This window comes from Pseudomonas sp. EggHat1 (genome assembly GCF_014892995.1).
GTDB lineage: Bacteria > Pseudomonadota > Gammaproteobacteria > Pseudomonadales > Pseudomonadaceae > Aquipseudomonas > Aquipseudomonas chaetocerotis.
Window position 1 is genome coordinate 24,538 of record NZ_JACKQK010000010.1, and the last position, 26,719, is coordinate 51,256.

Sequence of the window (26,719 nt, forward strand, 5' to 3'; positions counted from 1 at the left end):
TTCCCCTTCCCACATACGACCCGAAAACAATAATGAAGAAGCATCTCAACGATCAGTTGTTCGAACTCATCGCAACGAGCATCCGCAAAGGTCGCCTCAAGTCGGGAACGTTGCTGCTCGAAGGCCCCCTGGCGGATCTGTTCGGTGTGAGCCGTTCACCTGTGCGCCAGGCGCTGCTCAATCTGCATCAGGCAGGTCTGGTCTGCACGTTCGACGGTCGTGGTTATCTGGTCGGGGCGCAGCCTGGCAAGGTGTTGCGGCGCACGCTGGAGGCGAGCGATTTCAAACTGACGGATGACCGCACTCAGGCCCCGCGCAAGACGGAAACCTGGAAGTCCGTCTACGATCAGATCGAACGCGACCTGCTGCACCAGTCGCTGTTCGGCACCTATCGCATCAACGAACTCGAACTGTCTCGCCACTACGCCATCAGCCGTACGGTCTCTAGCCAGGTACTGACGCGCTTGTCGCTGATGGGCCTGGTCGAGCGCGACGAGCGCTCGCGCTGGCAGCTCGGGCAGTGGAACGAGGAGCGACTCGGCGAACTCTATGAGGTGCGCCGACGCCTGGAGCCTTACGTGCTGGTGCGCGCTGCGGAGTTCATCGAACCCGAGCGGATCGAGGGTTACATCGAGCGTCTGCACCAGGCCATGGCGCTCTACCCGGACATGGACAGTCGCCAGTTCGACGAACTGGAAAGCGACCTGCACATTGAAACCCTCGGCTGCTGCCCCAACCGGCAGATGTTGCAGATCCTGCGGCGTACCCACTCGTTGCTGCTGTCGGGTAAGCACATCCTGTTGGACAAGAGCTACTTCCCCGATGAAGAACCCTTCTTCCGCGAGCACCTGAGCATCTTCGAGAACCTGCAGGCCGGTCGCCCCGATCTGGCGGCGCAGAGCATGGAGGAACACCTGGTGATCGCCGAGCACAAGGTCAAGCAGCGTCTGGCGCAGTTCCGCGAGCATAACCAGATCGCTGCAGTGCCGTATCTGGAGCGGATCGAAGCCTAGGTCGTTCGGCCTGTGGTACGCACGGTGCACCCTTCGTCTCAGGGTGCGCCGCCTCGCCCCGCAAATCAGGTCACCGCACCCACCTGCCACGGCACGAATTCGTTATCGCCGTAGTTGTACAGCTCACTCTTGGACGGCTCGCCCGAGGCGATCTCGATGAGGATGTCGAAGATCTTCTGCCCGGCTTCGGCGATGCTCAGCTCACCGTCGACGATGCCACCGCAGTTGATGTCCATGTCCTCCTCGAGTTTGCGGAACATCTCGGTGTTGGTGGCCAGCTTGATGCACGGCGCGGGTTTGAAACCGGACACCGAGCCGCGCCCGGTGGTGAAGCAGATCATGTTGGCGCCGGAGGCTACCTGGCCGGTCACGGACACCGGATCGTAGCCGGGGCTGTCCATGAACACGAAGCCACGCTCGGTGATTGGCTCGCCCCACTCGTACACGCCGTTGAGCGAGCTGGTACCGCCCTTGGCCGCTGCGCCGAGGGATTTCTCCAGGATGGTGGTCAGGCCGCCGGCCTTGTTGCCTGGCGAGGGGTTGTTGTTCAGCTCGGCGCCGTTGATGCGTGTGTATTGCTCCCACCAGGTCAGGCGGTCGAGCAGCTTCTGGCCGACTTCATGACTGATCGCCCGGGCGATCAACAGGTGTTCGGCACCATAGATTTCCGGGGTTTCACTGAGGATGGCGGTACCGCCGTGCCGGGCCAGCAGGTCGGCGGCATAACCCAGCGCCGGGTTGGCGGTGATGCCCGAGTAGCCATCGGAGCCGCCGCACTGCATGCCGACCATGATGTGTTCGACGCTTTCCGAGGTGCGCTCCAGGCGGCCGATGGCTTCGAGCATCTCGGTCACCTGCTCGATGGCGCGGGCGATGCTGGCGCGGGTGCCGCCAGCATTCTGGATGTTGAAGACGCGGAAGTTCGGCCCCTCGCTGATGTTGTAGCGCTTCATCAGCGAGCTGATCTGATTGGTCTCGCAGCCCAGGCCGATCACCAGTGCACCCGCCACATTGGGGTTGCAGGCGTAACCCCAGATACTGCGCTCGAGGAACTTGAAGCCTTCCGACTCGGTGTTGATCGCGCAGCCGCTGCCGTGGGTCAGCGCCACCACGCCATCGATGTTGTAGCGCTTGAGCAGTTCCGAGCCGTTGAAGTGCGCGGCCACCGCACGCGAGACAGTCGCCGAGCAGTTCACCGTGGACAGGATGCCGATGTAGTTGCGCGTGCCGACGCGCCCGTCCGGGCGGCGGTAGCCCATGAAGCGGCGGCGCTGCTCCGGCGGCAGCACTGGCGTACGTGCGATGGGCGGCGGCAACTGGTTGTTGGCGTGGCTCTGCGGCATCGACACGTTATGGGTGTGTACATGGGCGCCGGCGGCGATGTCCTGGCTGGCCACGCCGATGACCTGGCCGTACTTGAGCACGGCTTCGCCGGCGGCGATGGCACGGCGGGCGATCTTGTGCCCGGCGGGAATGTCGTCCAGGGCGTTCAGGGCGATGCTTTCCACACGGCTGCCACGCGCCAGGGCTCGGCGGGCGACGGCTACGGAATCCTGGTCGCTGAGGATAACCACGGTCTGGCTGTTGGTGATGAGTTGCATGGCGCGTTCTCGTTGTTGTTGTGATCGTCTGGCCGCGATACTGACAAAAATGAACATTGCACGCAATAATTTGTGATGTTAGTGTCGGCCTCACACGGCTGCTTGTCAGCGCACAAAAACAACAATGTGAGGCTTTCCAGATGGATCATTCCCATCCTTCCGGGAGCGTTGGCTGCCAGCCGACTTCCTGCCTGTACGCCGCCATCGTCCGTCTGCTGGAGTGCCGTCATGCATAAGCTCGTCGACGGCTATTTCACCCTGCTCAAGGTGCTGGCGATCATCTGCCTGGTGACCATGGTGGTGCTGGTATTCGGCAACGTCGTGCTGCGCTACGGCTTCAACGAAAGCATCCTGATTTCCGAAGAGATTTCGCGTTGGGCCTTTGTCTGGCTGACGTTCCTCGGCGCCGTGGTGCTGCTGCGCGAGCGCGGTCACATGAGCGTGGACCTGGCGCTAAGGGCGCTGCCGAGCTGGGGGGAACGCGGCTGTCTGATCCTGTCCCAACTGCTGATGCTGGCCTGCTCGGGGCTGTTCTTCTGGGGGAGTTGGCAGCAGATGGAGATCAACTGGAACGTGCCGTCGCCGGTCGCTGGCTGGTCGATGGGCCTGTTCTACGGCTCCGGTGTGTTCTTCGGTATCTCGGCCTGCCTGATCCATCTCTACGAAGTCGCCCGCCTGGCAGCAGGTGGCGAAATACCGCGCCCCGATCTCCCTGCGGAGCTGCATCAGTAGCGCTTTCCGGCATTTCGCCGGCCTGCCGCCGGCGCTCAATTTCATAATAAGAATCGGAGTGATGTGATGGTCATCATCGCGATATTCGTGCTGTCTCTGCTGGGCGCCATGGCCATTGGCGTGCCCATCTCCTATGCGCTGATCCTGTGCGCACTGGCCATGATGTATCACCTCGATCTGTTCGACGCGCAGATCGTCGCCCAGGGGCTGGTAAACGGTGCCGACAGCTTCCCGCTGATGGCCGTGCCCTTCTTCATGCTCGCCGGTGAGCTGATGAATGCCGGTGGTCTGTCCCGGCGCATCGTCAACATGGCCATCGCCCTGGTCGGCCACATCAAGGGCGGGCTTGGCTACGTCACCATCCTGGCGGCCTGTGTGCTGGCCAGCCTGTCGGGCTCGGCCGCGGCCGATGCAGCTGCACTGGCCGCGCTGCTGGTGCCGATGATGGTCAAGGTGGGGCATGACAGGGCGACCGCCGGTGGTCTTGTCGCTGCGTCAGGCATCATTGCCCCGGTTCTGCCGCCCTCGATTGGCCTGATTCTGTTCGGCGTTGCGGCCAACGTGTCGATCACCAAGCTGTTTCTCGCCGGTATCGCTCCCGGTCTGATGATGGGCGCTTCGTTGTGTCTCGCCTGGGCCATCATCTCGCGTCGCGAGACGCTCATTACCCGCCCGCGAGCACCGATGCGAGAGGTCGCCAAGGCGTTCTACGAAGGTATCTGGGCACTGCTGCTGCCGGTAATCATCCTGGTTGGCCTGCGCGCCGGGATCTTCACGCCCACGGAGGCGGGGGTGGTGGCTGCTGTCTATGCGTTGTTCGTGTCGCTGGTGATCTACCGCGAGCTGACCTGGAAAAGCATGTACCAGGTGCTGGTGTCTTCCGTGATGACCACCTCGATGGTGATGTTCCTGGTGGCCTCGGCGATGGTCGCAGCCTGGATGATCACCGTCGCCGACCTGCCGAGTTCGGTGGTCGAGGTGCTGGAGCCGCTGATGGACAGCCCGCGTCTGCTGATGCTGCTGATCGTCGCCATCATCGTACTGATCGGCATGGCCATGGACATGTCACCGATCATCCTGATCCTAGCCCCGGTGATGATGCCGGTGGCGGTCGCGGCCGGTATCGACCCGATCTACTTCGGCGTGATCTTCGTCATGACCTGCGCCATCGGGCTGATCACTCCGCCTGTGGGGTTGGTGCTCAACGTGGTGGCCGGTGTGGCGAAGATCGACTTCGTCGCCACCGTTCGCGGTGTGCTGCCCTTCCTGCTCGCCGAACTGTTGGTGATCGGCCTGCTGCTGGCCTTCCCGCAATTGCTGCTGATACCCGCGCAGTGGCTCTACTGATCGACAACGCCGCATTCGTCGTGTTCTGACTGCGAATGCGCAACGGGCTGTTTCGCCCATTTCCCCGCCATGCGTGGCGGCAATAAAAACAAGAGGAAACACCATGACGTTCATCCCTAAAGCCCTCACCGCACTGCTTTGCTCTTCGGCCCTGCTGCTGTCTGCCGCCACTCAGGCTGCCGAAGAGATCAATCGCCACAACTTCAAGGTCGCCTTCGTCCAGGCCAAGGATCACCCGCACGGCCTGGGCGCGCAGAAATTCGCCGAGATCATCAAGGAAAAGAGCGGCGGCAAGATGAAGGTCATGGTTTTCGCCAGCGGCACTCTGGGTGGCGATGCGCAGGTGATCTCGTCCGTACAGGGCGGCACTGTCGACATGACGCTGGTAACTCCCGGCCTGCTCTCTGGTATCGAGAAGGGTTTCGCCCTGTATGGTCTGCCGTTCCTGTTCCAGGACACCGAAGAGGTCGACGCTGTGCTCGACGGTCCAGCCGGGCAGAACCTGCTGACCACCTTGGAACCGCACGGCCTGATCGGCCTGGGTTACTGGGATCATGGCTTCCGCCACGTCACCAACAGCAAGCATCCGGTCGAGAAGGTCGAGGACCTCAAGGGCCTGAAACTGCGCCTGCAGCAGATACCTACTGCCATCGAATCCTTCCGTACGCTGGGTGCCAACGTGGTGCCGTTGTCGTTCACCGAGCTCTACACCGCGATGGAAACCCGCACCGTGGATGGCCAGGAGAACCCGCTGGCAGCTATCGAGACTTCAAAGTTTTACGAGGTGCAGAAGTACCTGTCGCTGACAGGCCACTTCTACGATCCACTGGTGGCGATCTTCAGCAAGCGTACCTGGGACAAGCTCAACGAAACCGAGCGTGAGCTGGTACGCAGCGCATCTCTGGAAGCCCAGGCCTACGAACGCAAGGTCTCCCGCGAAATGGACGTCAGCTCGCGCCAAGCGCTGGCCAAGCATGGCATGCAGATCAACGAAGTCGCGCCTGAGGAAATCGAGCGCATGCGTGAGCAGGTGCGTCCGACCGTCGAGAAGCTGGTGGCCGAATATGGCCCTGAGCTGATGGCCGAAATGAACGCCGAGATCGCCAAGGTGCGCAACGCTCATTAACCCTTTGCGACCTTGCTCGGCACCGCATGTGCCGGGCATCGCCGCCACATGCAAGGTGGAGTCTCATGACCGCTATCAATGTTGGGTTCATCGGCCTCGGGTTGATGGGCCATGCCATGGCCAGCAACATCCAGAACAAGGGCTTCAGCCTCGCTGTCACGGCGCACCGTAACCGCCAGCCGGTCGAGGATCTGGTCAGCAAGGGCGCCCACGAATACGCCAACGCCGCCGAGCTGACGCGTGCCGTCGACGTGGTGCTGCTGTGTCTGCCAGGCACGGCGGAAGTCAGCCGCGCTCTGGCAGGCGAGACCGGTATCCTCGCTGGCCTGCGCCCGGGGCAGATCGTCGTCGATTGCAGCACGGGTGATCCGAATCGCACCGCCGAGCTGGCCGCGCAAGTGTTTGCACAGGGTGGCCATTACCTCGATACGCCGGTCAACCGTACGCCCAAGGATGCTATAGCAGGGCGCCTCAACGTACTGGCTGGTGGCGATGCCGAAGTACTCGACAGGGTGCGTCCGGTGCTCGAATGCTTCTCCGAGACCATCCACTACCTTGGCCCGTTGGGCTCGGGTCACAAGGCCAAGGTTATCCACAACTTCATTTCCCAGGGCAATGCCACCATCCTCGCCGAGGCTTTCTGCACGGCGGCGAAAAACGGCATCAACCTGGCTGCGTTCGCCGAAATCTGCAGCATGAGCGGCGGTTACAGCCGCACCTTCGAGCGGATCATTCCCTACGTCCTGCATGGCGACGATTCCGGGCAGCAGTTCGCCCTGGCCAACTGCGAGAAGGACATGCGCTATTACACCGAGCTGACCAAGATGACGCCGACCACCGGCATCGTGTCCGATGCGGTGTACCAGACCTTCATGCTGGCCAAGGCACTAGGTCATGGCGACAAGTACGTACCGCGCCTGTTCGATGTGTTGGGTGAAATCAACGGCGTGCGTGTACGTGCCTACAAGGAAGAGGAACAGGCATGAAACTGTTGCGTTATGGCCCGCCGGGCCAAGAGAAGCCGGGGTTGGTCGCTGCCGACGGCAGCCTGCGCGACCTGTCGCAGCATGTGCTCGATATCAGCCCGCGGACGCTCGACGCCAAGGCGCTCGATGAGCTGCGTGCGCTCGATCCGGCCAGCCTGCCGCGAGTCGAGGAGGGCGTGCGTATCGGCACCCCCATCGCCAATGTCGGCAAGCTGATCTGCGTGGGCCTGAACTACGCCGATCACGCCAAGGAATCCAACCTGCCGGTGCCCAGCGAGCCCGTGCTGTTCATGAAGGCCACCAGTGCCATCTGCGGGCCGAACGATCAGGTGATCATTCCGCGCGGTGCACAGAAGACCGACTGGGAAGTGGAGCTGGGCATCGTCATTGGCCGCAAGGCGCAATATGTCGAGCGTGAACAGGCGCTGGAGCATGTTGCCGGCTACTGCATCGTCAACGACGTGTCCGAGCGTGCCTACCAACTCGAAAGGGGCGGCACCTGGGACAAGGGCAAGGGCTGCGACACCTTCGCGCCCATCGGCCCGTGGCTGGTCACGGCCGACGAAATTGCCGACCTGCGCAATCTCGACATGCACCTGAGCGTGAACGGCGAGACCCGGCAGAACGGCAACACCCGCACGATGATCTTTTCCATCGACGAGATCGTCAGCTACATCAGCCAGTTCATGACGCTCAACCCGGGCGACGTGATCTGCACCGGCACGCCGCCGGGCGTGGGCGCAGGCATGAAGCCGCCGCAGTTTCTCAAGGCCGGCGACCGCATGCGCCTGAGCATCAGTGGGCTTGGTGAGCAGTGCCAGGAAGTAGTGGCCTGGCAGCGCTGAGACTGCCCTTTGCTCCCCTCTCCCGCATGCGGGAGAGGGGCTGGGGGAGAGGGTTGAAGCGTCCGTAAGGGCTTTCCCGAGAGCAGAGGCATTCCCTCGCTAACTCTTGTTCGCAACCTGTAGAGAAACAATCATGAAACGACGCCTGTATCCGGGGCGCGATTTTCGTCGTGCGCAGAACATCGAAGAGCTGCGTGAGATGGCCCGTCGCCGCCTGCCCAATTTCTCCTTCGAATACGTCGAAGGTGGGGCGGACGATGAGTTCACCCTCAAGCGCAACCGCTCGATCTTCGAGAGCGTGACCCTGCAGCCGCGCACCCTGCGCAATGTCGGCCAGCGCAGCCTGGGGCGCAGCTTCTTCGGGTGCACCTCGCAACTGCCGTTCATGATCGGCCCGACCGGCTTCAACGGCCTGCTGACCCGTGACGGCGACCTGCACTTGGCTCGCGCTGCGGCAGACGCCGGCATTCCCTTCGTACTGAGCAATGCCTCGACCACCTCCATCGAGGACATCGCCGCTGTTGACGGCATCCGCGCCTGGATGCAGATCTACCTGTATCGCACTCGTGACCACGTGGCCAAGCTGGTCGAGCGGGTGAAACGGCTGAACCTGGAAGCCATCATGGTAACCACCGACAGCGCCATCTTCGGCAACCGCGAGTGGGACAAGCGCAATTACGCTAAACCGTTGCACTTGGACCTGCGCAACCGCCTCGATGTGCTGTGTCACCCCGAGTGGATCTGGGACGTGCTGGTGCCAGATGGCGTGCCGCGCTTTCGCAACCTCGGCGACCTGCTGCCGCCCGGCAAGGACTCGGTGAAGGGAGCAGCCAGCGCGCTGGCGGCCGAGCTCGACCCGACCCTGAGCTGGGACGATATCGCCTGGTTGCGCGACCTCTGGCACGGCAAGCTTATCGTCAAGGGCATGATCCACCCGGATGACGCGCGCCTGGCCCTGCAGTACGGCGTCGACGGCGTGGTGTTGTCCAATCACGGCGGCCGTCAGCTCGACGGCGCGGTCTCGGCGCTGGAAACCCTGCCGGAGGTGGCACGCATCAACCAGGGGCGGATGGAGATTTTCCTCGATGGCGGCTTCCGTCGCGGCAGCGACATCGCCAAGGCGCTGCTCTTGGGCGCCAGCGGCGTGTTGATCGGCCGCGCCGGCCTGTACGGCCTGGCCGCCGGCAAGGGGCCGGGTGCGGCGCATGCCATCGGCATCCTGCGCACGGAGCTGGATCGCACCCTGGGCCTGCTCGGCTGCAGCAGCCTGGAAGAGCTGACCCCTGACCTGATCCACTCGGCGCATTGGCGCGCCCTGGCTGAGCGGATTCGCAACTAGTTTCCCAACTGCCTCGTACTCCCCAAATCTGCAGGTACGAGGCAGTTTTTTCTTCCGCCCCGGTAGGGGGCGCCATGCGCACCGATTCCATCATCGGTATTAACCCTTGGTGCGCGCGGCGCACCCTACCTGTCGCCCGCAGGGCACAAAAAAGGGGCGGTCATGCCGCCCCCAAGGTTATCCGTACGCTTTCAGAACGGATACTCGAACCCCGCCTCACTGGCCGCTCCACGCAGCGCCGCCAGCACGTCGTCCGGCAACTCCAGACCCTGTTCGAAGGCTTTGACCCGACGCGCGATGCCGGCATGCCCTGGCATGCGCACCGGGTTTTGCGCCACCCGCGGGCGGCTTTCCAGGCACGCACCGACGAAGTGATCCATCTCCGCTTTCAGTTCATCGACGCCACCGAAGAACGCTGGGTCGAAGGTCAGTACGGTCACCGCAGCGCCCCATTGCTTGACCCCATCCTTGCGGCCGAAACCACCCAGCCCCGCCGTCAGCGCCTCGATCATGGTGCCGAGGGCAAAGCCCTTGTGGCCGAACTCCAGGCTGCCCAGCGGCAGGATCGCGCCCGGCGGCGTGCCGAAGTAGGCCGCGGTATCGCGGGTCGGTTGGCCATCCGGGCCGATCAGCGCGGCGTGTTCCAGCTGGCCGCCGGCCTGGTGAGTCTTGTTCACCAGGCCATTGGTGATGGTCGACATGCTGACGTCGATGAGAATCGGCTTCTCGCCGGTGGGAATGCCAATACCCAGCGGGTTGGGCGTATATACCGGGTCGAGGCCGCCGTGCGGCGCCACCGAGGCCACCGCCGGATCGGAGGTCAACACCAGCGCGATCAGATCCTGTTCGGTATAGCGTTGCAGGTAGGCGGCGAGGCAGGCGATATGGTGCGAGCGGCGGATGCTCGCGACGCCGATGCCGAAGGTACGCGCGGCCTCGGCGGTGAAGTCCAGCGCTTGTTCGACGCAGTACGGGCCGAGCAGGTAATCGGCGTCGTAGAGCCGTGCCGCCGGTGTCTGGCGGATGACCTGCAGGCTTTCGGCGTTGCCTTTGGCCTGGCCAGCGCGCAGGTCCTTGAGGTAGCCCTGGGCCAGTTTCACGCCGTGGGTGTGGTGACCGAGCAGGTCGCCTTCGACCAGCACGCGGCTGACCACCGTGGCGACGTCGGGGCTGACGTCTGCCCCGAGAAAGAGCTGCTTGATGAAGTGTTCCAGTTGTTCCGGGGCGATGCGGCTCATTCGATGGCTTCCTTGGGTGAGGACAGGGCGCGCGGATAGCGCATGCGCCAGTACTTGGCGAGCACCGGGAACAGGGCCACCAGCAGTACCAGCAGGGCCAGACCGATGCTGATCGGGCGCTCGACGAAGGCCAGCAGATTGCCGTCGGCCTTGATCATCGAGGTCATGAAGTTGGTTTCGAGAATGTTGCCCAGCACCAAGCCGAGAATTGCGGGGGCGATGGGGAAGTCGGCGGTGGCGATCAGGTAGGCAGCGATGCCGCAGACCAGCATGATCCACACATCGGTCAGGCTGTTGTTGATGGCGAAGGCTCCGACGATGCAGAAGCACAGGATGATCGGCATCAGCACACGTGTCGGCGTCACCGCGAAGATATGGGCACTGCGGATGGCCAGATAACCGATCGGCAACAGGATCAGGTTGGCGACGAAGAACGCGGTGAACAGGCCGTAGGCCATGGCGCTGTTGTCCATGAAGATGGTCGGGCCGGGGTTCATGCCCTTCATGTACAGCACGCCAATGACGATGGCGGTGATCGAGTCGCCCGGAATGCCAAACACTAGCGCCGGGACCCAGGCACCTGCGACGGCCGAATTGTTCGCGGAGCCCGCATCCACTAACCCTTCGACATGGCCTTTGCCGTAGGCTTCGGGGGTTTTCGAGCGCTTCTTGCTGACGGCGTAGCAGATCCAGGCGGCTATGTCCGCGCCGGCACCTGGCAGCGCGCCGATGAAGGCACCCAGGCTGCTGCCGCGAATCACGTTCTTCCAGTAGCGCTTGAGGTGCGTCGGCACCAAGCCGAAGACGCTGCCATGCTGGGGGGCGATGGTTTGCGCCACGTCCTGCTCGCGCGTCTTGTCGCGGGGGATGGAATAGAGCTTCATCACCTCGTACATGGCGAAGAAACCAATCATTACCGGGATGAAGTTGATGCCCCCCATCAGGTCGGGCACATCGAAGGTGAAGCGCGGTGCGCCGGTGACCATGTCCAGGCCGACCGTGGCCAGCAGCAGGCCGACCATCAACGACAGGAAGCCTTTTACCGCCGAGCCGGTGGAGATGAATACCGCGCTGCCCAGGCCGAGTACGGCCAGCCAGAAATATTCGTACGAGCTGAAGTTAAGGGCAAATTCGGCCAGGGAAGGGGCGATCATGACCAGCACCAGTGTTCCGGTCAGGCCCCCGATCACCGAGCAGGTAAGGTTCAGGCCCAGTGCTTCACGCGCTCGTCCCGCCCTGCCAAGAGCCGCAGAGTCGGCAACATAGGCGGCAGAGGCAGGTGTTCCCGGGATGTTCAGGTAGGTGCCTGGAATGTCGCCGGCGAAGATGGCCATGGCTGCGGTGGTGATGATTGCCGCAATGGCAGCGGTCGGGTCCATGGCGAAAGTGATCGGGACCAGCAGCGCGACAGCCATGGTGGCGGACAGGCCCGGAATGGCGCCGACGAAGACACCGAACAGAGCGGCCAGCAGGATCACCAGCAGCGTCTGGAAATTGAAGACGAGCAGAATGCCGTCGAGTAATGCGTTCATGGATGGCTCCTCAGAAACCTAGGGGCCCGATGGGCAATGGAACCTTGAGCAGGTGACCAAAGGAGAGACTGATGACTGCGGTGGCCACGAGGCTGATGACCAGAGATGGCATCAGGCGTACGCCACGCTGGATCAGCAGTGTCAGCATGATCAACAGCATCATCGGGGCGGCGCCGATGACTTCGCTGAGGTAGATGTAGGCCACGACCAGTGCGCAAGGCAGTAACACGCCCAGTGGCGGCAGGCCGAACCCGAATGTGCCGTCAGTACCTTCAGCGCGCAGCTGGCGTACGGCGCTGAAACTGAGCAATGCCCCACCGACGGCCATGCCTATGGCGATCAGCGTGGGGAAAAAATCGGCGCCGTACTGCATGCCGGGCACTACCGGAAACTCGCGGGCCATCAGCCATACACCCAGACCCAGGGCGATGAAGATCAGACCGAACAGAAGGTCTTTCATGGATGAGCTCTCATACAACCGAGTAAAGGCAAACGGCCCCCCCGAAGGGGCGCCGTATCGAAAATCTGGCTTATTTCTTCATGCCGATCTTTTCGATGATGCCGCCCATGTACGCGTTGTTCTCGACCAGGAACGCCTTGAAATCAGCGCCTTTGTGCCACTCGACACCGAAACCCTGGCGCTTCATGAAGTCCTGGTAGAACTCGCTGTTGTAGGCCTTCTCTAGGGCGTCTTCGAGCTTGGCTATCACGGCAGGGTCCATGCCTTTAGGGCCGGCGACACCGCGCCACTCACCCAGTGAGTATTCGCTGCCGATGCTTTCCTTGATCGTCGGGATATCCGGGAAAGCCGGATTGCGCTCAGGGGAGAGAATGGCCAGGCCCTTGGCCTTGCCGGCTGTGATCATCGAGCGTGCCTCGGGTACTGAGGACGGGACGAGTTCGATACTGCCAGCGGCCAGTTCGACCATGGCCGGTGCGGCGCCCTGGCTGGGAATCCAGGTGACCTTGTTGGGCTCGATGCCGCGATCCATCAGCAGGCCGGCGAAGGCCACGTGCCAGATGCCACCCAGGCCGGTACCAGAGGCCTTAAAGGTGCCTTGGGGCTTGTCGGCAATGTCCTTCAGGAGCTCTTCGACATTGTTGTACGGTGCATCGGCGCTGACCTGTACGCCGGGGTAGTCGTAGTTGGTCATGGCCAGGGGGGTGAAGTCTTCGTGGGTGATCTTGGTCAGCCCCTGCCAGTGCATCATGTTCAGCTCACCGGTTACGAAGCCCAGGGTGTAGCCGTCGGGTTTGGCGCTGGCCATGACCGTGTGGCCCACCACACTGCCGCCACCGGGACGGTTGACGACGTTGATGGTGACGCCCAGCTCCTTCTCCAGTGCGGTGGCGATGCCGCGTGCGGCAGAGTCGCTGCCGCCACCAGCGGCCCACGGCACGATCAGTTGGATGGGCTTGTTCGGGTATTCAGCCATGGCTGCAACTGGGGCGCCCAGAAGGGAAAAGCCGAGGGCGATGCTGAGCGGGCGAAGCAGAGTGCTTAGCTTGATCATGAAAGTTCACCTATTGAAGTTATTTTGAGTGAGGTGCAGCTAGGTTCCGCTTGAACAAGTCGGCCAGGCAGACGGCACGGCGTGGAATCAAAGCCTGGCCGAAGCTAGGCAACTCTCGGGGAGGTGTCTAATGAGGCTTTTTCATCGAGTCATAACTAGGGGTTATTCGCTGATGATTCATCGCGGATGACGGTGCGCAGGGCGTCAATGAAGTCGCGGGCTGCGGAGGATACGGGCTCGTCCTTGCGCAGCAGCACGCCATAGGCCAGCGGAGAGGGCGCCAGGCTCGTCTGGATTTGTTTCAAGCTGCCATCGAGCAGGTTCTGCCGTACCACCGCCTCTGGCAACAGTGCCAGGGTGTCGCTGTTGCAGAGCATTTTCAGCGTCGTTTGTACGGAGGTCGTCTCGATGGCGTTGGCCGGTGGACTCACGCCCGCATCGCTGAACGATTGTTCCAGCGACTGGCGCAGTGGGGTGTTGAGTGGGTAGAGCACCCAGGGCCATTCGGTAAGTTGCGATGGCGAGACCTGCTGCCTGTTGCACAGCGGATGTTCGGTTCGGGCGATGAGGATGAAGGGCTCCTCGGCCAGCGCGGTGAAGTCGAAACGCTGGCGCTGCTGGTGGTCGGTGAAGCGACCGACCACCAGATCCAGCTGCTTGTGCTCGAGCAGCTTGAGCAGGTGATCGCTGGTGTCTTCCAGCAGCTCGATGGTCAGCAGCGGCCGTCGGCCTTTCAGGCGCAGCAGCGTTTCGGGCAAGGCATGGGCAGTAGCGGCGAAGATCGCACCTACCTTGAGATAGCCGTGGCCACCCTGGCGCAGGCTTTCCAGGCGATAGCTGAAGGTCTGGCAGTCATTCAGCGCGCGCTGCGCATAGGCAACCACCTCGGCGCCTAGCTCGGTGGCTGGCAGCTCGCGGTTGAGGCGCTCGAACAGGGTGAAGCCGAACTGGCTTTCGATATCGCGCAGCATCTTGCTTACCGCCGGCTGGCTCAGCCCCAGTTGCTGCGCGCTGCTGTGCATATTGCCGGTGCGCGCCAGGCTGTCGATCAGCGCCAGGTGGCGAAAGCGTAGCCAGTTGTGAAGGGTCGGGAGATTGCCTGTTTGGTTCATGGCCGCTGTGCTCGGGAGTACTCGATAACCGGATCATATCGCGGACTGACTATTAGTCATTGGTGGTTATCGCGAATGGAGAGATATGGTCAGCCGGCCTGACCGCACCCAGGGTGCCTTGCGGGCATTTCCAGTCGCATAAGAAGAAGGACTCCGCCATGCCCTACGCTCTCAGCCTCACACCCAGCAACACCTTGCCTACCGATAGCTTGCGCGGAACCCTCGTCGGCCGGGCCTGGTTGCCCGGAGAGTACGCCGGCCCGGCGCCGATCCTGCTGCGTGAGGATGGTGTCTATGATCTGTCCACATTGGCGCCGACCCTGAGTGGGCTGTTCGAGCAGGAGGGTCTGCTGGCCGGGTTGCAGAGTCTGCGCGGCACGCCGCTGTGCAGTGTCGAGGCCTTGCTGGGTAACAGTGGTACTGGCTTCAATCCCGAGCTGCCGAGTCTGCTGGCGCCTGCCGACCTGCAGGTGCTCAAGGCGGCGGGTGTGACCTTTGCTTCGAGCATGATCGAGCGCGTGATCGAAGAGCGTGCCGGTGGTGATGCCAGCCTGGCCGAAGGCGTTCGGGCCAAGGTCAGGGATGTGCTAGGCGAGGATTTTGCCAGCATCAAGCCAGGCTCGGAAAAGGCCCAGCAGGTCAAGGTGCTGCTGCAGGAGCAGGGCCTATGGTCGCAATACCTGGAAGTGGGGATCGGCCCGGATGCCGAGATTTTCACCAAGGCGCCTGTGCTGGCCGCCGTTGGTAGCGGCGCGGAGATTGGCATCCACCCAGGCTCGGTGTGGAACAACCCGGAGCCTGAGGTCGTGCTGGCCGTCAATAGCCGTGGCGAGGTGCTGGGCGCGACCCTCGGTAACGACGTCAACCTGCGGGATTTCGAAGGCCGCAGTGCGCTGCTGCTGAGCAAGGCCAAGGACAACAATGCGTCCTGTGCCATCGGCCCGTTCATCCGCCTGTTCGACGATACATTCAGCCTTGATGACGTGCGCAATACGGTGGTTCGCTTGCGCGTCGAGGGCACTGACGGCTATGTGCTCGAAGGCAGCAGCTCCATGGACAAGATCAGCCGCGATCCGCTGGATCTGGTCGGTCAGGCGCTCAACCGCAATCACCAGTATCCGGATGGCTTCCTGCTGTTCCTCGGCACTCTGTTCGCTCCGACCGAGGACCGTGATGCCCCTGGCGCGGGTTTCACCCACAAGCTGGCTGATCGCGTGATCATCAGCAGTGAGCAGTTGGGCACCCTGCACAACAGCGTCAACCACAGCGACAAGGCTCCGGTATGGCACTTCGGCCTCAACGCCTTGATGACCAATCTGGCTGCACGCGGCCTGCTTTAGGCGCCTGCCTGCGGGGGTGAGGTTTTCTGTGGGAGAGGCTTTAGCCGCGACAGGGCGCAAAAAGCTCGCGGCTAAAGCCCCTCCTACAAGTGCCATCACGCCATTCGTCTTTGGAATGGTGGACAAAAAGAGCGTTAGCTACGCGTCCCGATCCGCCCCGCAACCAACTGTCAGGGCGTGTCCTGTTGCGGCGTGAGCTGCGCCATGAACAGGCGACTGATCGATGACAGACTCACTCCGCGCCGGGTGATCAGCTGGTAAGGCTCGCTGCGGCTCTGCAGGCTCAGCGGCAGGATGCAGGCCATGCCGAAGCCCGTGCAGAAGCGCGCCACGTCGGTCGACAGCAGGGCGACCAGCTCCGGGTTTTTCTGCAGCAGCGACAGGGTGGTGAAGGCCGAGGTGGTTTCCAGCAGTTGCAGGGGGAAGCGTAGCCCTGCCTGCTGAAATTCCCGCTCCAGTGAAAGGCGCATCGGCATGTTGGCCGAGTAGACCACCCAGCGGCTGTCAGCCAGGTCGGCCAGTTCCAGTTGTGCGCGTCCGGCTAGCGGATGATTACGGTTGGCGACCACGGCCAGGGTTTCGTCACGCACGTCGATGCAGTCGTAGTGCTCTGGCTGGCGGCTGATGCTGGTGCGGCAGATCGCCAGATCGAGGCGGCCTTGATCGAGCAGGCTGAGCAGCCGCGCGCTGGTGTCTTCGACTATCTCCACGGACAGATCCGGGTGCGCCTCCAGCAACTGGGTCAACGCATCCGTCATGAACGGTACCGCGCCCATGATCACTCCGACCGACAGGCGTCCGCCGTGGCCTTGGAGAATACCCAGCATTTCTTCGCGCAGGTGAGTCAGGTCTGTCTGGATCAGCTTGGCGTAGCGAATCGCGCAGTGTCCCAGCTCGTTGGCCTCCAGGCCGCGATTGGTGCGTACGAACAGCGGCGCGCCCAGCGTGGTCTCTATTTCCTGCAACGCCTTGGTCGCCCCGGGTTGGCTGATTGAGATCAGCTCTGCGGCTTTGATCAATGAGCCCTGTTCGCCGAGGGCGATCAGCAGGCGCAGTTGCCGGAAGCGCAGGCGGGAAAAAATGGAGGAGACGGATGGCAGCATGTATAGCTTTCCCTTATAGCAGTATCAGCGCCTCTCATTAGTCAGGAGCGCCTCTATCTCATAGTTTGCCTGGGCGGCAAGGCTATCCGTGAGAATGTCCGAGTGATCTTACTCGACGTTTTCCGCTGCCTGCTATTACAAAAACAAGCAGAGGCTCCCCCATGGCACTGATCAACTACCTCACTCAAGTCCAGTTCGGTTATGACGTCCTCGGCCAGTTGGCCGCCGAGTGTCAGCGCATTGGAATCACCCGGCCCTTCATCGTGACTGATACGGGGGTGCGGGCCGCAGGTATCGTCGACAAGGTTCTGGGGCAGTTAGCCGACCCTGCTATTGCGGAAGTTTTCGACCAGACGCCGCCGAACCCGAACGAAGGCGTGGTGCGTGCTGCGGCGGCGCGTTATCGCGACGGGGGCTTCGATGGCATCATCGCAGTCGGCGGTGGTTCCTCCATCGACCTGGCCAAGGGCGTCGCCGTGTGCGGCACCCATGAAGGCCCGCTGAAGCAGTTCGCCGTGATCGAAGGCGGGCTGACCCGTATCACCGCAGCCACTGCGCCGGTGATTGCTATCCCCACCACTGCCGGCACGGGTAGCGAAGTCGGTCGTGGTGCCATCCTGATTCTTGATGATGGTCGCAAGGTTGGCGTGATCTCGCCCTATCTGATTCCGCGTTCAGCTATCTGCGACCCTGAGCTGACTCTTGGCCTGCCTGCACAATTGACTGCTGCCACGGGGATGGATGCCATCGCCCATTGCCTGGAAACCTTCATGGCGCCGGCGTTCAATCCGCCTGCCGATGGCATCGCCCTGGACGGCCTGTGGCGCGCATGGCGACATATCGAACGCGCAACCCGTACGCCTGGTGACCGGGAAGCGCGATTGAACATGATGAGCGCCTCGATGCAGGGCGCCCTGGCCTTTCAGAAGGGCCTCGGCTGCGTACATAGCCTCAGCCACGCTCTGGGTGGCATCAACCCAAGGTTGCACCACGGGACCCTCAACGCGGTATTCCTGCCGGCGGTTATCGCCTTCAATGCGCAGTCTGACTCGGTGCGTGATGAGCAGAAACTGCAGCGCATCGCTCAGGCTATGGGCCTGGGGAGTGCCGAGGAAATCATCCCGGCGATTCGTGAGATGAACCGTCGCCTCGGCATGCCTTCGGGGCTGGCGGAGATGGGCGTGGACGAGTCGCTGTTCCCGGCGATCATCGAAGGTGCGCTGGCTGACCATAGCCACAAGACCAACCCGCGTCTGGCGAGTGCCGAGGACTACGCCGAGTTGCTGCGCCAGTCCATGTAAGTGGCGGGCTAGGTGCCTTCGTACAGGGCGTCCTGCTCGCTGCGCAGGTGCTCCAGCAGCAGGCTCGCCAGCGGCGACAGGCTGCTGCCGCGGCGATGGATGATCGAACAAGGCTCGTTGCGCGTCTGCAGCTCCAGGGGCAGGCGGCGCAGCAGGCCGAAGCTCTCGCTGGAGCAGGCGATGGAGTGGGGCATCACCGCCACCAACTGCGGGTCTTCCTGCAGCAGGCTGAGCATGGTGAAGGTCGAGGAGGTCTCCAGCGGGTAGCGGGGAAACTCGAGGCCGGCTTCGCCGAACTCGCGCTCCAGCACCGTGCGCATCGGAGTGCCGGTGGGGTAGACCACCCAGCTGTAGCCGCTCAGATCGGTCAGGCTCAGTGCCGGGTTTGCCTGCTGCGGATGCTGCGGCGCGGCCACCAGCGCCAGGCGTTCGGCGTGCAGGCTCAGGCATTCGTAGTCGTCCGGGTGCTGGCTGCCGCTGGTTCGGGCGATGGCCAGGTCCAGGCGGCCTTCGTCGAGCAGCTTGAGCAAGCGCGGGCTGATGTCTTCGACGATCTGCACGGAGATGTCCGGTTGCATCTGCCGCAGGCTGGTGAGTGCGCGCAGCACCAGCGGCACCGAGCCTGCGATGGTGCCGATCGCCAGGTGGCCGCCATGACCTTGCAGGATGCTCTGCATTTCCTCATGCAGGTGCGCCAGATCCGAGTGGATGAGCCGCGCATAGCGGATCACGCAACGCCCCAGGTCATTGGCTTGCAGTCCCTGTGCCGAGCGTGTGAATAGCGGCGTACCGAAGGTCGTCTCGATTTCGTGCAACGCCTTGGTCGCGCCCGGCTGGCTGATGGCGATGCGCTCGGCCGCGCGATGCAGAGTGCCCAGTTCGTCGAGGGCGATCAGCAGTCGCAACTGGCGAATACGCAGGCGGGAAACGATGTAGGTCAGAGGAGGCAGCATGGGGATGACGAAAAGTTATCACCTAATCAGAAGCTTTCATTAGGCAGCACTGCGGGCAGTTTTTAAAGTGCCCGCCAGCAACGTCGCAAACGCGACGCACAAGAACAACAGAAAAAACGGCAGGAGTGCTGCAATGCGGCTGATTCAGTTTGAGAACGAGCAGGGCCAGCGTCAGGTCGGCGTCGTCGGTGAGGCGCGCGTCAGCGTAGTAAAGGGTGTGGCCACGACCCGTGAGCTGGCGCTGCAGGCGATCCGTAACGGCCATGGCCTGATCGCCGAGATCGAGCGCTTGGGCGTCGAGCCTGGCCCGGTCTATGCCGAACTGATCGAGCAGCGCCGTGTATTGGCGCCGCTGGATCACGCCGATCCGGCGCACTGCCTGGTGTCCGGCACCGGCCTGACCCACCTGGGCAGCGCCTCCACCCGCGACAAGATGCACCAGCAGGTCGAGGCGCAGCAGGCCGAAGGCAAGCTCACCGACACCATGCAGATGTTCCAGTGGGGCATGGCCGGCGGTCGCCCGGCCGCAGGCAGCGAAGGCGCGCAGCCGGAGTGGTTCTACAAAGGTGATGGCAGCATCGTGGTTCGCCCTGGCGAGGACTTCCCGGTGCCCGACTTCGCCGAGGACTTCGGTGAGGAGCCCGAGCTGACCGGCCTCTATGTGATTGGCGAGGATGGCCAGCCGTATCGCATCGGCTTCGCCCTTGGCAACGAGTTCTCCGACCATGTGGTAGAGCGCAAGAATTACCTGTACCTGGCCCACTCGAAGTTGCGCTTCTGTTCCTTCGGCCCGGAAATGCTGATCGGCGAGCTGCCGCGTCACCTGTCCGGCATCAGCCGTATTCGTCGGAGCGACAAGGTGCTGTGGGAGAAGGAGTTCCTCTCCGGTGAGGACAACATGTGCCACAGCCTGGAGAACCTCGAGTACCACCACTTCAAGTACCGCCAGTTCCTGCGTCCCGGCGATGTGCATGTGCACTTCTTCGGCACCGCGACGCTGTCGTTCGCCGACGGCATCAAGGCGCAGCCGGGCGATACCTTCGAGATCAGTCTCGATGCGCTGGGCGAGCCGCTGCGCAATGGCATCCGCATTCACCAGCCCGCCGTGAAGGTCGGCGAGGTGCGTCGGTTGTAAGGTTTTTGCGGCCCGACGGCAGGCTGTCGGGTCGAAATTCCGCTCGGCGGATTGCGGATTGCGCCCTCATGAGGGGACGAATTCCGAAGTTATCACTTATCATATGTCTGACAACTGAAGTAGAGTTGTCACCCCTCGACCCAAAAGGTCGAGGCCTCATTCATTGTCCCGGGGCGGCGTCGCCGTCCCTCCTGACAGGAGAACGCCATGCTGAGTCTGACTGGCCACAATTACATCGGCGGTGAGCGCCGCGCCGCGGGCACCGTGGAGCACAAAAGCCTCGACGCCAGCAGCGGTGAAGCGCTGCCATACACCTTCATCCAGGCCACGCCGGAAGAAGTCGACGCTGCAGCCCAGGCTGCCGCCGCTGCTTATCCGATCTATCGCAACCTGTCGGCCGTTCGCCGCGCCGAGTTCCTCGAGGCCATTGCCGACGAGATCGATGCCCTCGGTGATGACTTCGTTGCCCTTGTCTGCCGCGAAACCGCACTGCCGGCTGCCCGCATCCAGGGCGAACGTGGTCGTACAAGTGGCCAGATGCGTCTGTTCGCCAAGGTGCTGCGTCGTGGCGACTTCTATGGTGCGCGCATCGACCGCGCGCTGCCGGATCGTCAGCCACTGCCGCGCCCGGATATCCGTCAGTACCAGATCGGTGTCGGCCCGGTCGCCGTGTTCGGCGCCAGCAACTTCCCGCTGGCCTTCTCCACCGCTGGTGGCGACACCGCGTCGGCCCTGGCCGCCGGTTGCCCGGTGGTGTTCAAGGCGCACAGCGGCCACATGGCCACTGCCGAGTGTGTGGCTGATGCAGTGATCCGTGCGGCCGAGAAAACCGGCATGCCCAAGGGCGTGTTCAACATGATCTTTGGCGGCGGTGTCGGCGAGCTTCTGGTCAAACACCCGGCCATCCTGGCTGTTGGCTTCACCGGTTCGCTCAAAGGCGGTCGCGCCCTGTGCGACATGGCCGCTGCCCGTCCGCAGCCGATCCCGGTGTTCGCCGAGATGTCCAGCGTCAACCCGGTGATCGTCCTGCCGGGCGCCCTGAAGGCGCGTGGCGCCACCGTGGCCAAGGAACTGGCCGGTTCGGTGGTGATGGGTTGTGGTCAGTTCTGCACCAATCCAGGCCTGGTCATCGGCATTCGCAGCGCCGAGTTCAGTGAGTTCGTCGCCGGCCTGGCCGATGCCATGGGCGCGCAGCCGGCGCAGACCATGCTCAACGCCGGCACCCTGCGCAGCTACGCCGGTGGCGTGGCGCAGCTCAAAGGCCATGCCAAGGTCACTCACCTGGCGGGCAACGAGCAGGCCGGCAACCAGGCGCAGCCGCAGCTGTTCAAGGCCGATGTGAGCATGCTGCTCGAAGGCGACCACCTGCTGCAGGAAGAAGTCTTCGGCCCGACCACCATCGTCGTCGAAGTCGCCGACAGCGCCGAGCTGACCCGTGCCCTGCAGAGCATGCACGGCCAGCTGACCGCGACCCTGATCGCCGAGCGTGAAGACCTCACCGCCTTCCGCGACCTGCTGCCGCTGCTGGAAGTCAAAGCCGGCCGCGTGCTGCTCAACGGTTACCCGACTGGCGTGGAAGTCTGCGATTCCATGGTCCATGGCGGCCCGTACCCGGCAACGTCCGACGCTCGTGGTACGTCGGTCGGTACCCTGGCGATCCATCGCTTCCTGCGTCCGGTGTGCTACCAGAACTACCCGGACGAGGTGCTGCCGGAAGCTCTGCAGAACGCAAACCCGCTGGGCATTCAGCGCCTGGTCGACGGCGTGCACAGCCGTGACGCGCTGAGCTGATCGGCACGCTGCAACGAAAAAATGCCGCACCCGTAAAGGTGCGGCATTTTTCATTCAGGCGGCTGCGTTCTTATTTGGCGGCGGCCTGGGTTTTCTCCACCGCCTGAATGATCACCTTGGCCACATCGGCCGGGCGCGACTGCTGCGGCACGTGGCTGGCGACGACCTCGGTGGTCTGCGCGCCGATCTTCTTGGCGAAGTCGCGCTGCATCTGCGGCACGATCATGCGGTCATCGCTGGCGACGAGGTACCAGGACGGCTTCTGCTTCCAGGCCGCGACGCTGGTGCGGTCATCGAAGGCCGCAGCGCGGATCGGGCCTTGCGTGGCGGTCATGATCGCCGTCTGCTTGGCAGGCAGATCCTGAGCGAAGTCAGCGGCCATGCCTTGCGGCGTCAGGTAGAGGAAGCCGTTCTTGTCCGCCGCGATCTGGCTCGAGCCCGGCGCGGTGGGATAGCCGCCGTACAGCTCGCCGGTGGATTGGCCGGCATTCGGTGCGAACGCCGCGACATAGACCAGGCTACGCACCTTGTCGTCGCCACCAGCCTGGCTGATCACCGTGCCGCCCCAGGAGTGGCCGACCAGCACCACGTCGCCATCCTGATTGTTCAGCACGCGCTGGGTAGCGGCGACGTCGTCGGCCAGCGAGGTCAACGGGTTCTGCACCACGGTCACCTTGATGCCCTTATCCTGCAGCAGCGGCACGACCTTGGCCCAGTCGGAACCGTCGGCGAAGGCGCCGTGGACGATCACCACCGAAGGCTTGGCGTCGGCGGCCTGGGCATTGACTGCGAAGAAGGGGCTGGCGATGGCGAGGGCGAGGATCAGCGGCTTGGTATTGAACATGATTGAATCTCCTGTGCTTGGGGGAGTTCAGTGTCGATAATGCGCCGGTGTCCCGGTATCGGTCGTTTATCCGAGGCCTGCAAATAAAGGAGAGCTGCAAGGTGAATGACGCCGTCGCGCTGGAAGACGTCATGCTGGCGCTGGCCATGGTCGGTGACCTGAGCATGGGCCAGCCCATCGATCAGTCGCGGCGTACCGCGCGCCTGGCGCAATGGCTGGTGCAGGTCGGTGGCGGCGATCAGGCGCAAATCGATGCGGCCCGGCAGGTGGGGCTGCTGCGTTGGTCCGGTTGTACCGCCAACGCCGATGGCTTCATGCATCTGCTCGGTGACGACGTCGGCGGCCGCCGCGCCATGCTGGCACAAACCCTGGATGCCGCCGGCCAACGCGCCATGCTGCGCACCACGCCGCTGGCCCAGGTGCATTGCGAGATCGCCGGCGATATCGCCCGCACCCTGGCGCTGGGGGTGGAGGTCGAGCGAGGTCTGCGCCATATCTTCGAGTGCTTCGACGGCAGCGGTCGCCCGCTGGGCCTGCGTCACCCCGATATCCCGCCGGTGGTGTATCAGGTCGTGTTGGCGGGCGACCTGGAAATCCTCTCGCGCGCCCACGGCCTGGACGCGGCGCTTGAATGGATCGGCGCTCAGGGCGATCGCCGTTATCCCGCTGCTCTCGTCGATCTGCTCAGCCGCCACGCAGCGGATTGGCTGCAAGCGCTGCGCACACCCGAGGGCGTGCAGCCTGTCGGCGGGGCGAAGGTTTCCCTGACCCTGGTGGGCGACGTGATCGACCTAAAACTGCCCTGGCTGGCCGGCTATTCACGCCAGGCCGCGAGCCTGGTGCGCGACGCCGGTCGGCTATGGGGGTTGCCCGAGCCGCGCATCGAACTGCTCGCCAAGGCGGCGCTGATCCACGGCCTGGGCCGGGCGGCAGTGCCCAATCGAATCTGGAGTACGCCCGGCCCGCTGCTCGACGGTGATCTCGAGGCGGTGCGCCTGGTGCCCTACTGGACGCACCGCGCCTGCAGCCAGATAGGTGGCCTGAACGAAGCTGGACAACTGGCCGCGCATGCCTACGAACGTCTGGATGGCAGCGGCTATTTCCGCTCGTTGAGTGGCGACGCCCTGAGCCCTGAACACCGCCTGCTGAGCGCCGCCCTGGCCTGGCTGGCACTGCGCGGCGAACGCCCCTGGCGCGCGGCCTTCAGCGACGCTGATGCCGCCCGCATGTTATTGGATGAAGCCGAGCAGGGCCGCTTCGAGCCACGCGCCTGTCAGGCGGTAATCAGCGCCGCTCATGGCGAACAGGCGCCGATGGTCAGCAAGCCCGGCAACGGCCTGCTAAGCGAACGCGAGACGCAGATCCTCCAGCGCATCAGCAGCGGGGCGAGCAACAAGGAAGTGGCGCGCGACCTGGGCATCAGCCCAAGCACGGTGCGTACTCATGTCGAGAGTGTGTTCCGCAAGCTGCAGTGTTCCACGCGCGCGGCGGCGACCTTGAAGGCGCTGACGTTGGGGGTGATCTGAGGCGAGGCCGGTGGGTCAATCACCGCCGCCGCCGCCATCGCCGCCTCCACTGTAGTCGAAGCCCCCGTCACTGAAACCTGAGCCGGAGTCCTGCCCGGTCAGACCGTTGCGCTTCCTTTTACCCGGAGGTCGCCTGGGCCTTGAGCGTCGCCAGCAATAGATGAAGATCACCACGAAGGCGCCGGCGATCAGCAACAGAATATCCATATGTCTTCCCTACATAACCTGGCGCCAATCCTATGGGGTAATGAGGCTCGATGTAAGCGCCGAGGGAACGACAAAAACGCAGAAGCCCGCACGTTGGCGGGCTTCTAAAATGGCGCATCCGGCGGGATTCGAACCCACGACCCCTGCCTTCGGAGGGCAGTACTCTATCCAGCTGAGCTACGGATGCGTTGCGGGGCGCAATCATACGCATCTCGGCGGTTAGCGTCCATTCTGCATGAGTGTGCATTATTCAGAACGGACTTTACACTTTTTGGCCGCCAGAACCTGTATTTCAGAAGTTTCTGCCATTATTTTAAGGATTTTGACCGGCCACCTATTGCCCTTTACCCCTGCCGATCCTAGGATTCGTTTGAGATTTCAAACGGCGCGATCAGTCATTCTGAACCCTCGCACGTTCAACGGCTCTGAATCCATTACCAGGCCCCGCACGGCTCCTTTTCGGCCTTGCGGGCTCTGCCCGTGACTCCAACGACTTACGCCGACGCCCGGGTGTCGGAACTGAAGGAGACTGCCATGCAACTGAAAGACCCCCAGCTGCTGCGCCAACAGGCTTATATCGATGGCCAGTGGTTGGACGCCGACAGCGGTCAGACCATTGCCGTGAACAACCCGGCCACTGGCGAGATCATCGGCCACGTTCCGAAGATGGGCCGCGCTGAAACCCGCCGCGCCATCGAGGCTGCCGAGAAGGCGCTGCCGGCCTGGCGTGCGCTGACCGCCAAGGAGCGTGCGAACAAGCTGCGCCGCTGGTTCGAGCTGCTGATGGAAAATCAGGATGACCTGGGTCGCCTGATGACCCTGGAGCAGGGCAAGCCGCTGGCCGAAGCCAAGGGCGAGATCGCCTACGCTGCCTCCTTCATCGAGTGGTTCGCCGAAGAAGCCAAGCGCGTCTACGGTGATGTGATCCCGGGCCACCAGCCGGACAAGCGTCTGATCGTGATCAAACAGCCGATCGGCGTGACCGCAGCCATCACCCCGTGGAACTTCCCTGCCGCGATGATCACCCGCAAGGCCGGTCCGGCCCTGGCCGCCGGTTGCACCATGGTGATCAAGCCAGCCTCGCAGACCCCTTTCTCCGCCCTGGCCCTGGTCGAGCTGGCCGAGCGTGCCGGTATCCCGAAAGGTGTGCTCAGCGTAGTCACCGGTAGCGCCGGCGAAGTGGGTGGCGAGCTGACCAGCAACCCCGTCGTGCGCAAGCTCTCTTTCACCGGCTCGACCGAGATCGGTCGTCAGCTGATGGCCGAATGCGCCCAGGACATCAAGAAGGTGTCGCTGGAGCTGGGCGGTAACGCGCCGTTCATCGTCTTCGATGACGCCGATCTGGACGCTGCCGTCGAAGGCGCGCTGATCTCCAAGTACCGCAACAACGGTCAGACTTGCGTCTGCGCCAACCGCATCTATGTGCAGGACGGCGTCTACGATGCCTTCGCCGAGAAGCTGATCGCCGCCGTGGGCAAACTGAAGATCGGCAACGGTCTGGAAGACGGCACCACCACCGGCCCGCTGATCGACGAGAAGGCCGTGGCCAAGGTTCAAGAGCACATCGAGGACGCCGTGGGCAAAGGCGCCAAGCTGGCCCTGGGCGGCAAGCCGCATGCCCTGGGTGGCACCTTCTTCGAACCGACCATTCTGCTCGACGTGCCGAAAACCGCCGCCGTGGCCAAGGAAGAGACCTTCGGTCCGCTGGCGCCGCTGTTCCGCTTCAAGGACGAGGCCGAGGTGATCGCCATGGCCAACGACACCGAGTTCGGTCTGGCGTCCTACTTCTACGCCCGCGACCTGGGCCGTGTGTTCCGCGTGGCCGAGGCGCTGGAGTACGGCATGGTGGGTATCAATACCGGCCTGATCTCCAACGAAGTTGCGCCGTTCGGCGGCGTGAAAGCGTCCGGCCTGGGCCGCGAAGGGTCCAAGTACGGGATCGAGGACTATCTCGAGATCAAGTACATGTGCCTGGGCGGCATCTAGTCGCTATCGAGGGTTCGGGGCAATTGCCACCGAGCCTCTCTTGAAGTGCCATGGTGCGCACGGCGCACCCTACGAGCTCGCGACGCGCCTAGCCTTCTGATCTGGAACGTAGCGAGCCAGAATTTCCCCCGCCTCCGGCGGCCCGACG

At 63.3% G+C, this 26,719-nt stretch carries 23 protein-coding genes and 1 tRNA gene; 13 read left to right on the forward strand and 11 right to left on the reverse strand.

From position 1 onward, the window contains the following. Positions 1 to 32 precede the first annotated feature (32 nt). A complete protein-coding gene (locus INS93_RS16260) occupies positions 33 to 1,013 on the forward strand; it encodes a GntR family transcriptional regulator (RefSeq protein WP_178094552.1) in 981 nt (326 codons plus the stop codon). A gap of 65 nt (positions 1,014 to 1,078) precedes the next feature. On the opposite strand, the gene INS93_RS16265 is transcribed toward INS93_RS16260, so the two are convergent. After that, positions 1,079 to 2,614: a UxaA family hydrolase gene (locus INS93_RS16265; protein ID WP_192983869.1), complete on the reverse strand. Its 1,536-nt coding sequence runs from the start codon at positions 2,612 to 2,614 to the stop codon at positions 1,079 to 1,081. Between the two features lie 228 nt (positions 2,615 to 2,842). Here INS93_RS16265 and INS93_RS16270 point away from each other — a divergent pair, with 228 nt between their 5' ends. From INS93_RS16270 to INS93_RS16295, 6 genes are all read left to right on the forward strand, one after another. Beyond that, the gene (locus INS93_RS16270) at positions 2,843 to 3,346 is read left to right on the forward strand and encodes a TRAP transporter small permease (RefSeq protein WP_160016904.1); all 504 of its coding nucleotides are present in this window, start codon (positions 2,843 to 2,845) and stop codon (positions 3,344 to 3,346) included. 66 nt (positions 3,347 to 3,412) lie between these two features. Next, positions 3,413 to 4,693 (forward strand): TRAP transporter large permease subunit, encoded by a 1,281-nt coding sequence (locus tag INS93_RS16275; protein WP_160016903.1) that lies wholly within the window; start codon positions 3,413 to 3,415, stop codon positions 4,691 to 4,693. Positions 4,694 to 4,796: 103 nt separating this feature from the next. Then, complete coding sequence (locus INS93_RS16280; RefSeq protein WP_192983871.1) at positions 4,797 to 5,819, forward strand: TRAP transporter substrate-binding protein; 1,023 nt, start codon at positions 4,797 to 4,799, stop codon at positions 5,817 to 5,819. A gap of 65 nt (positions 5,820 to 5,884) precedes the next feature. Next, positions 5,885 to 6,805, forward strand: coding sequence for an NAD(P)-dependent oxidoreductase (locus INS93_RS16285; protein WP_192983873.1), 921 nt, complete (start codon positions 5,885 to 5,887; stop codon positions 6,803 to 6,805). Next, a complete protein-coding gene (locus INS93_RS16290) occupies positions 6,802 to 7,650 on the forward strand; it encodes a fumarylacetoacetate hydrolase family protein (protein ID WP_160016900.1) in 849 nt (282 codons plus the stop codon). Before INS93_RS16285 ends, INS93_RS16290 begins: the two co-directional genes overlap by 4 nt. A gap of 133 nt (positions 7,651 to 7,783) precedes the next feature. Next, entirely contained in the window at positions 7,784 to 8,989 is a 1,206-nt protein-coding gene (locus INS93_RS16295) for an alpha-hydroxy acid oxidase (protein WP_192983875.1), read from the forward strand. Between the two features lie 191 nt (positions 8,990 to 9,180). Here the strand turns inward: INS93_RS16295 and INS93_RS16300 are convergent, their stop codons facing one another. The 5 genes from INS93_RS16300 to INS93_RS16320 form a co-directional block, all read right to left on the reverse strand. After that, positions 9,181 to 10,227: an Ldh family oxidoreductase gene (locus INS93_RS16300; RefSeq protein WP_192983878.1), complete on the reverse strand. Its 1,047-nt coding sequence runs from the start codon at positions 10,225 to 10,227 to the stop codon at positions 9,181 to 9,183. Continuing rightward, positions 10,224 to 11,759, reverse strand: coding sequence for a tripartite tricarboxylate transporter permease (locus INS93_RS16305; protein WP_160016893.1), 1,536 nt, complete (start codon positions 11,757 to 11,759; stop codon positions 10,224 to 10,226). Before INS93_RS16305 ends, INS93_RS16300 begins: the two co-directional genes overlap by 4 nt. Positions 11,760 to 11,769: 10 nt before the next feature. Then, entirely contained in the window at positions 11,770 to 12,219 is a 450-nt protein-coding gene (locus INS93_RS16310; RefSeq protein ID WP_192983880.1) for a tripartite tricarboxylate transporter TctB family protein, read from the reverse strand. 70 nt (positions 12,220 to 12,289) lie between these two features. After that, positions 12,290 to 13,273 (reverse strand): tripartite tricarboxylate transporter substrate binding protein, encoded by a 984-nt coding sequence (locus INS93_RS16315; RefSeq protein ID WP_192983883.1) that lies wholly within the window; start codon positions 13,271 to 13,273, stop codon positions 12,290 to 12,292. Positions 13,274 to 13,428: 155 nt separating this feature from the next. Next, positions 13,429 to 14,385 carry a LysR family transcriptional regulator gene (locus INS93_RS16320; protein ID WP_192983886.1) on the reverse strand — a complete coding sequence of 319 codons (957 nt, stop codon included), beginning with the start codon at positions 14,383 to 14,385 and terminating at the stop codon, positions 13,429 to 13,431. A gap of 158 nt (positions 14,386 to 14,543) precedes the next feature. On the opposite strand from INS93_RS16320, the gene INS93_RS16325 reads away from it, so the two are divergent. Next, on the forward strand, positions 14,544 to 15,725 hold the full coding sequence (locus INS93_RS16325; RefSeq protein WP_192983889.1) for a fumarylacetoacetate hydrolase family protein: 1,182 nt from the start codon (positions 14,544 to 14,546) through the stop codon (positions 15,723 to 15,725). 170 nt (positions 15,726 to 15,895) lie between these two features. On the opposite strand, the gene INS93_RS16330 is transcribed toward INS93_RS16325, so the two are convergent. Next, positions 15,896 to 16,828 (reverse strand): LysR family transcriptional regulator, encoded by a 933-nt coding sequence (locus tag INS93_RS16330; RefSeq protein ID WP_192983891.1) that lies wholly within the window; start codon positions 16,826 to 16,828, stop codon positions 15,896 to 15,898. A 161-nt stretch (positions 16,829 to 16,989) separates the two neighbouring features. On the opposite strand from INS93_RS16330, the gene INS93_RS16335 reads away from it, so the two are divergent. Continuing rightward, positions 16,990 to 18,129: an iron-containing alcohol dehydrogenase gene (locus tag INS93_RS16335; protein WP_192983893.1), complete on the forward strand. Its 1,140-nt coding sequence runs from the start codon at positions 16,990 to 16,992 to the stop codon at positions 18,127 to 18,129. An 8-nt stretch (positions 18,130 to 18,137) separates the two neighbouring features. Here INS93_RS16335 and INS93_RS16340 read toward each other — a convergent pair whose 3' ends face one another. Next, positions 18,138 to 19,082 (reverse strand): LysR family transcriptional regulator, encoded by a 945-nt coding sequence (locus INS93_RS16340; RefSeq protein WP_192983895.1) that lies wholly within the window; start codon positions 19,080 to 19,082, stop codon positions 18,138 to 18,140. A 133-nt stretch (positions 19,083 to 19,215) separates the two neighbouring features. On the opposite strand from INS93_RS16340, the gene araD1 reads away from it, so the two are divergent. Both araD1 and INS93_RS16350 read left to right on the forward strand, forming a co-directional pair. Next, positions 19,216 to 20,217 (forward strand): AraD1 family protein, encoded by a 1,002-nt coding sequence (araD1, locus tag INS93_RS16345; protein ID WP_192983897.1) that lies wholly within the window; start codon positions 19,216 to 19,218, stop codon positions 20,215 to 20,217. 207 nt (positions 20,218 to 20,424) lie between these two features. After that, positions 20,425 to 22,008: an aldehyde dehydrogenase (NADP(+)) gene (locus INS93_RS16350; protein ID WP_192983899.1), complete on the forward strand. Its 1,584-nt coding sequence runs from the start codon at positions 20,425 to 20,427 to the stop codon at positions 22,006 to 22,008. 70 nt (positions 22,009 to 22,078) lie between these two features. Here the strand turns inward: INS93_RS16350 and INS93_RS16355 are convergent, their stop codons facing one another. Then, positions 22,079 to 22,852: an alpha/beta fold hydrolase gene (locus INS93_RS16355; RefSeq protein WP_192983901.1), complete on the reverse strand. Its 774-nt coding sequence runs from the start codon at positions 22,850 to 22,852 to the stop codon at positions 22,079 to 22,081. 101 nt (positions 22,853 to 22,953) lie between these two features. Here INS93_RS16355 and INS93_RS16360 point away from each other — a divergent pair, with 101 nt between their 5' ends. Continuing rightward, positions 22,954 to 24,378, forward strand: a complete 1,425-nt coding sequence (locus INS93_RS16360) for an HD domain-containing phosphohydrolase (protein ID WP_192983904.1) — start codon at positions 22,954 to 22,956, stop codon at positions 24,376 to 24,378. Positions 24,379 to 24,393: 15 nt separating this feature from the next. On the opposite strand, the gene INS93_RS16365 is transcribed toward INS93_RS16360, so the two are convergent. Both INS93_RS16365 and INS93_RS16370 read right to left on the reverse strand, forming a co-directional pair. After that, positions 24,394 to 24,585, reverse strand: coding sequence for a hypothetical protein (locus INS93_RS16365; RefSeq protein WP_192983906.1), 192 nt, complete (start codon positions 24,583 to 24,585; stop codon positions 24,394 to 24,396). Between the two features lie 110 nt (positions 24,586 to 24,695). Beyond that, positions 24,696 to 24,772, reverse strand: a tRNA-Arg gene (locus INS93_RS16370). Between the two features lie 347 nt (positions 24,773 to 25,119). Here INS93_RS16370 and gabD point away from each other — a divergent pair. Continuing rightward, complete coding sequence (gene gabD / locus INS93_RS16375; RefSeq protein WP_192983909.1) at positions 25,120 to 26,571, forward strand: NADP-dependent succinate-semialdehyde dehydrogenase; 1,452 nt, start codon at positions 25,120 to 25,122, stop codon at positions 26,569 to 26,571. Positions 26,572 to 26,719 lie beyond the last annotated feature (148 nt).

What these genes read in the sequence shown, in the direction of transcription:
- INS93_RS16310 (WP_192983880.1), bottom strand. Translation starts at nt 12,219, where the DNA reads ATGAAAGACCTTCTGTTCGGTCTGATCTTCATCGCCCTGGGTCTGGGT.
- INS93_RS16260 (WP_178094552.1), top strand. Translation starts at nt 33, where the DNA reads ATGAAGAAGCATCTCAACGATCAGTTGTTCGAACTCATCGCAACGAGC.
- INS93_RS16320 (WP_192983886.1), bottom strand. Translation starts at nt 14,385, where the DNA reads ATGAACCAAACAGGCAATCTCCCGACCCTTCACAACTGGCTACGCTTT.
- INS93_RS16335 (WP_192983893.1), top strand. Translation starts at nt 16,990, where the DNA reads ATGGCACTGATCAACTACCTCACTCAAGTCCAGTTCGGTTATGACGTC.
- INS93_RS16365 (WP_192983906.1), bottom strand. Translation starts at nt 24,585, where the DNA reads ATGGATATTCTGTTGCTGATCGCCGGCGCCTTCGTGGTGATCTTCATC.
- INS93_RS16340 (WP_192983895.1), bottom strand. Translation starts at nt 19,082, where the DNA reads ATGCTGCCTCCTCTGACCTACATCGTTTCCCGCCTGCGTATTCGCCAG.
- INS93_RS16285 (WP_192983873.1), top strand. Translation starts at nt 5,885, where the DNA reads ATGACCGCTATCAATGTTGGGTTCATCGGCCTCGGGTTGATGGGCCAT.
- INS93_RS16315 (WP_192983883.1), bottom strand. Translation starts at nt 13,273, where the DNA reads ATGATCAAGCTAAGCACTCTGCTTCGCCCGCTCAGCATCGCCCTCGGC.
- INS93_RS16270 (WP_160016904.1), top strand. Translation starts at nt 2,843, where the DNA reads ATGCATAAGCTCGTCGACGGCTATTTCACCCTGCTCAAGGTGCTGGCG.
- INS93_RS16350 (WP_192983899.1), top strand. Translation starts at nt 20,425, where the DNA reads ATGCTGAGTCTGACTGGCCACAATTACATCGGCGGTGAGCGCCGCGCC.
- INS93_RS16325 (WP_192983889.1), top strand. Translation starts at nt 14,544, where the DNA reads ATGCCCTACGCTCTCAGCCTCACACCCAGCAACACCTTGCCTACCGAT.
- INS93_RS16275 (WP_160016903.1), top strand. Translation starts at nt 3,413, where the DNA reads ATGGTCATCATCGCGATATTCGTGCTGTCTCTGCTGGGCGCCATGGCC.
- INS93_RS16355 (WP_192983901.1), bottom strand. Translation starts at nt 22,852, where the DNA reads ATGTTCAATACCAAGCCGCTGATCCTCGCCCTCGCCATCGCCAGCCCC.
- INS93_RS16300 (WP_192983878.1), bottom strand. Translation starts at nt 10,227, where the DNA reads ATGAGCCGCATCGCCCCGGAACAACTGGAACACTTCATCAAGCAGCTC.
- INS93_RS16295 (WP_192983875.1), top strand. Translation starts at nt 7,784, where the DNA reads ATGAAACGACGCCTGTATCCGGGGCGCGATTTTCGTCGTGCGCAGAAC.
- araD1 (WP_192983897.1), top strand. Translation starts at nt 19,216, where the DNA reads ATGCGGCTGATTCAGTTTGAGAACGAGCAGGGCCAGCGTCAGGTCGGC.
- gabD (WP_192983909.1), top strand. Translation starts at nt 25,120, where the DNA reads ATGCAACTGAAAGACCCCCAGCTGCTGCGCCAACAGGCTTATATCGAT.
- INS93_RS16290 (WP_160016900.1), top strand. Translation starts at nt 6,802, where the DNA reads ATGAAACTGTTGCGTTATGGCCCGCCGGGCCAAGAGAAGCCGGGGTTG.
- INS93_RS16265 (WP_192983869.1), bottom strand. Translation starts at nt 2,614, where the DNA reads ATGCAACTCATCACCAACAGCCAGACCGTGGTTATCCTCAGCGACCAG.
- INS93_RS16280 (WP_192983871.1), top strand. Translation starts at nt 4,797, where the DNA reads ATGACGTTCATCCCTAAAGCCCTCACCGCACTGCTTTGCTCTTCGGCC.
- INS93_RS16330 (WP_192983891.1), bottom strand. Translation starts at nt 16,828, where the DNA reads ATGCTGCCATCCGTCTCCTCCATTTTTTCCCGCCTGCGCTTCCGGCAA.
- INS93_RS16305 (WP_160016893.1), bottom strand. Translation starts at nt 11,759, where the DNA reads ATGAACGCATTACTCGACGGCATTCTGCTCGTCTTCAATTTCCAGACG.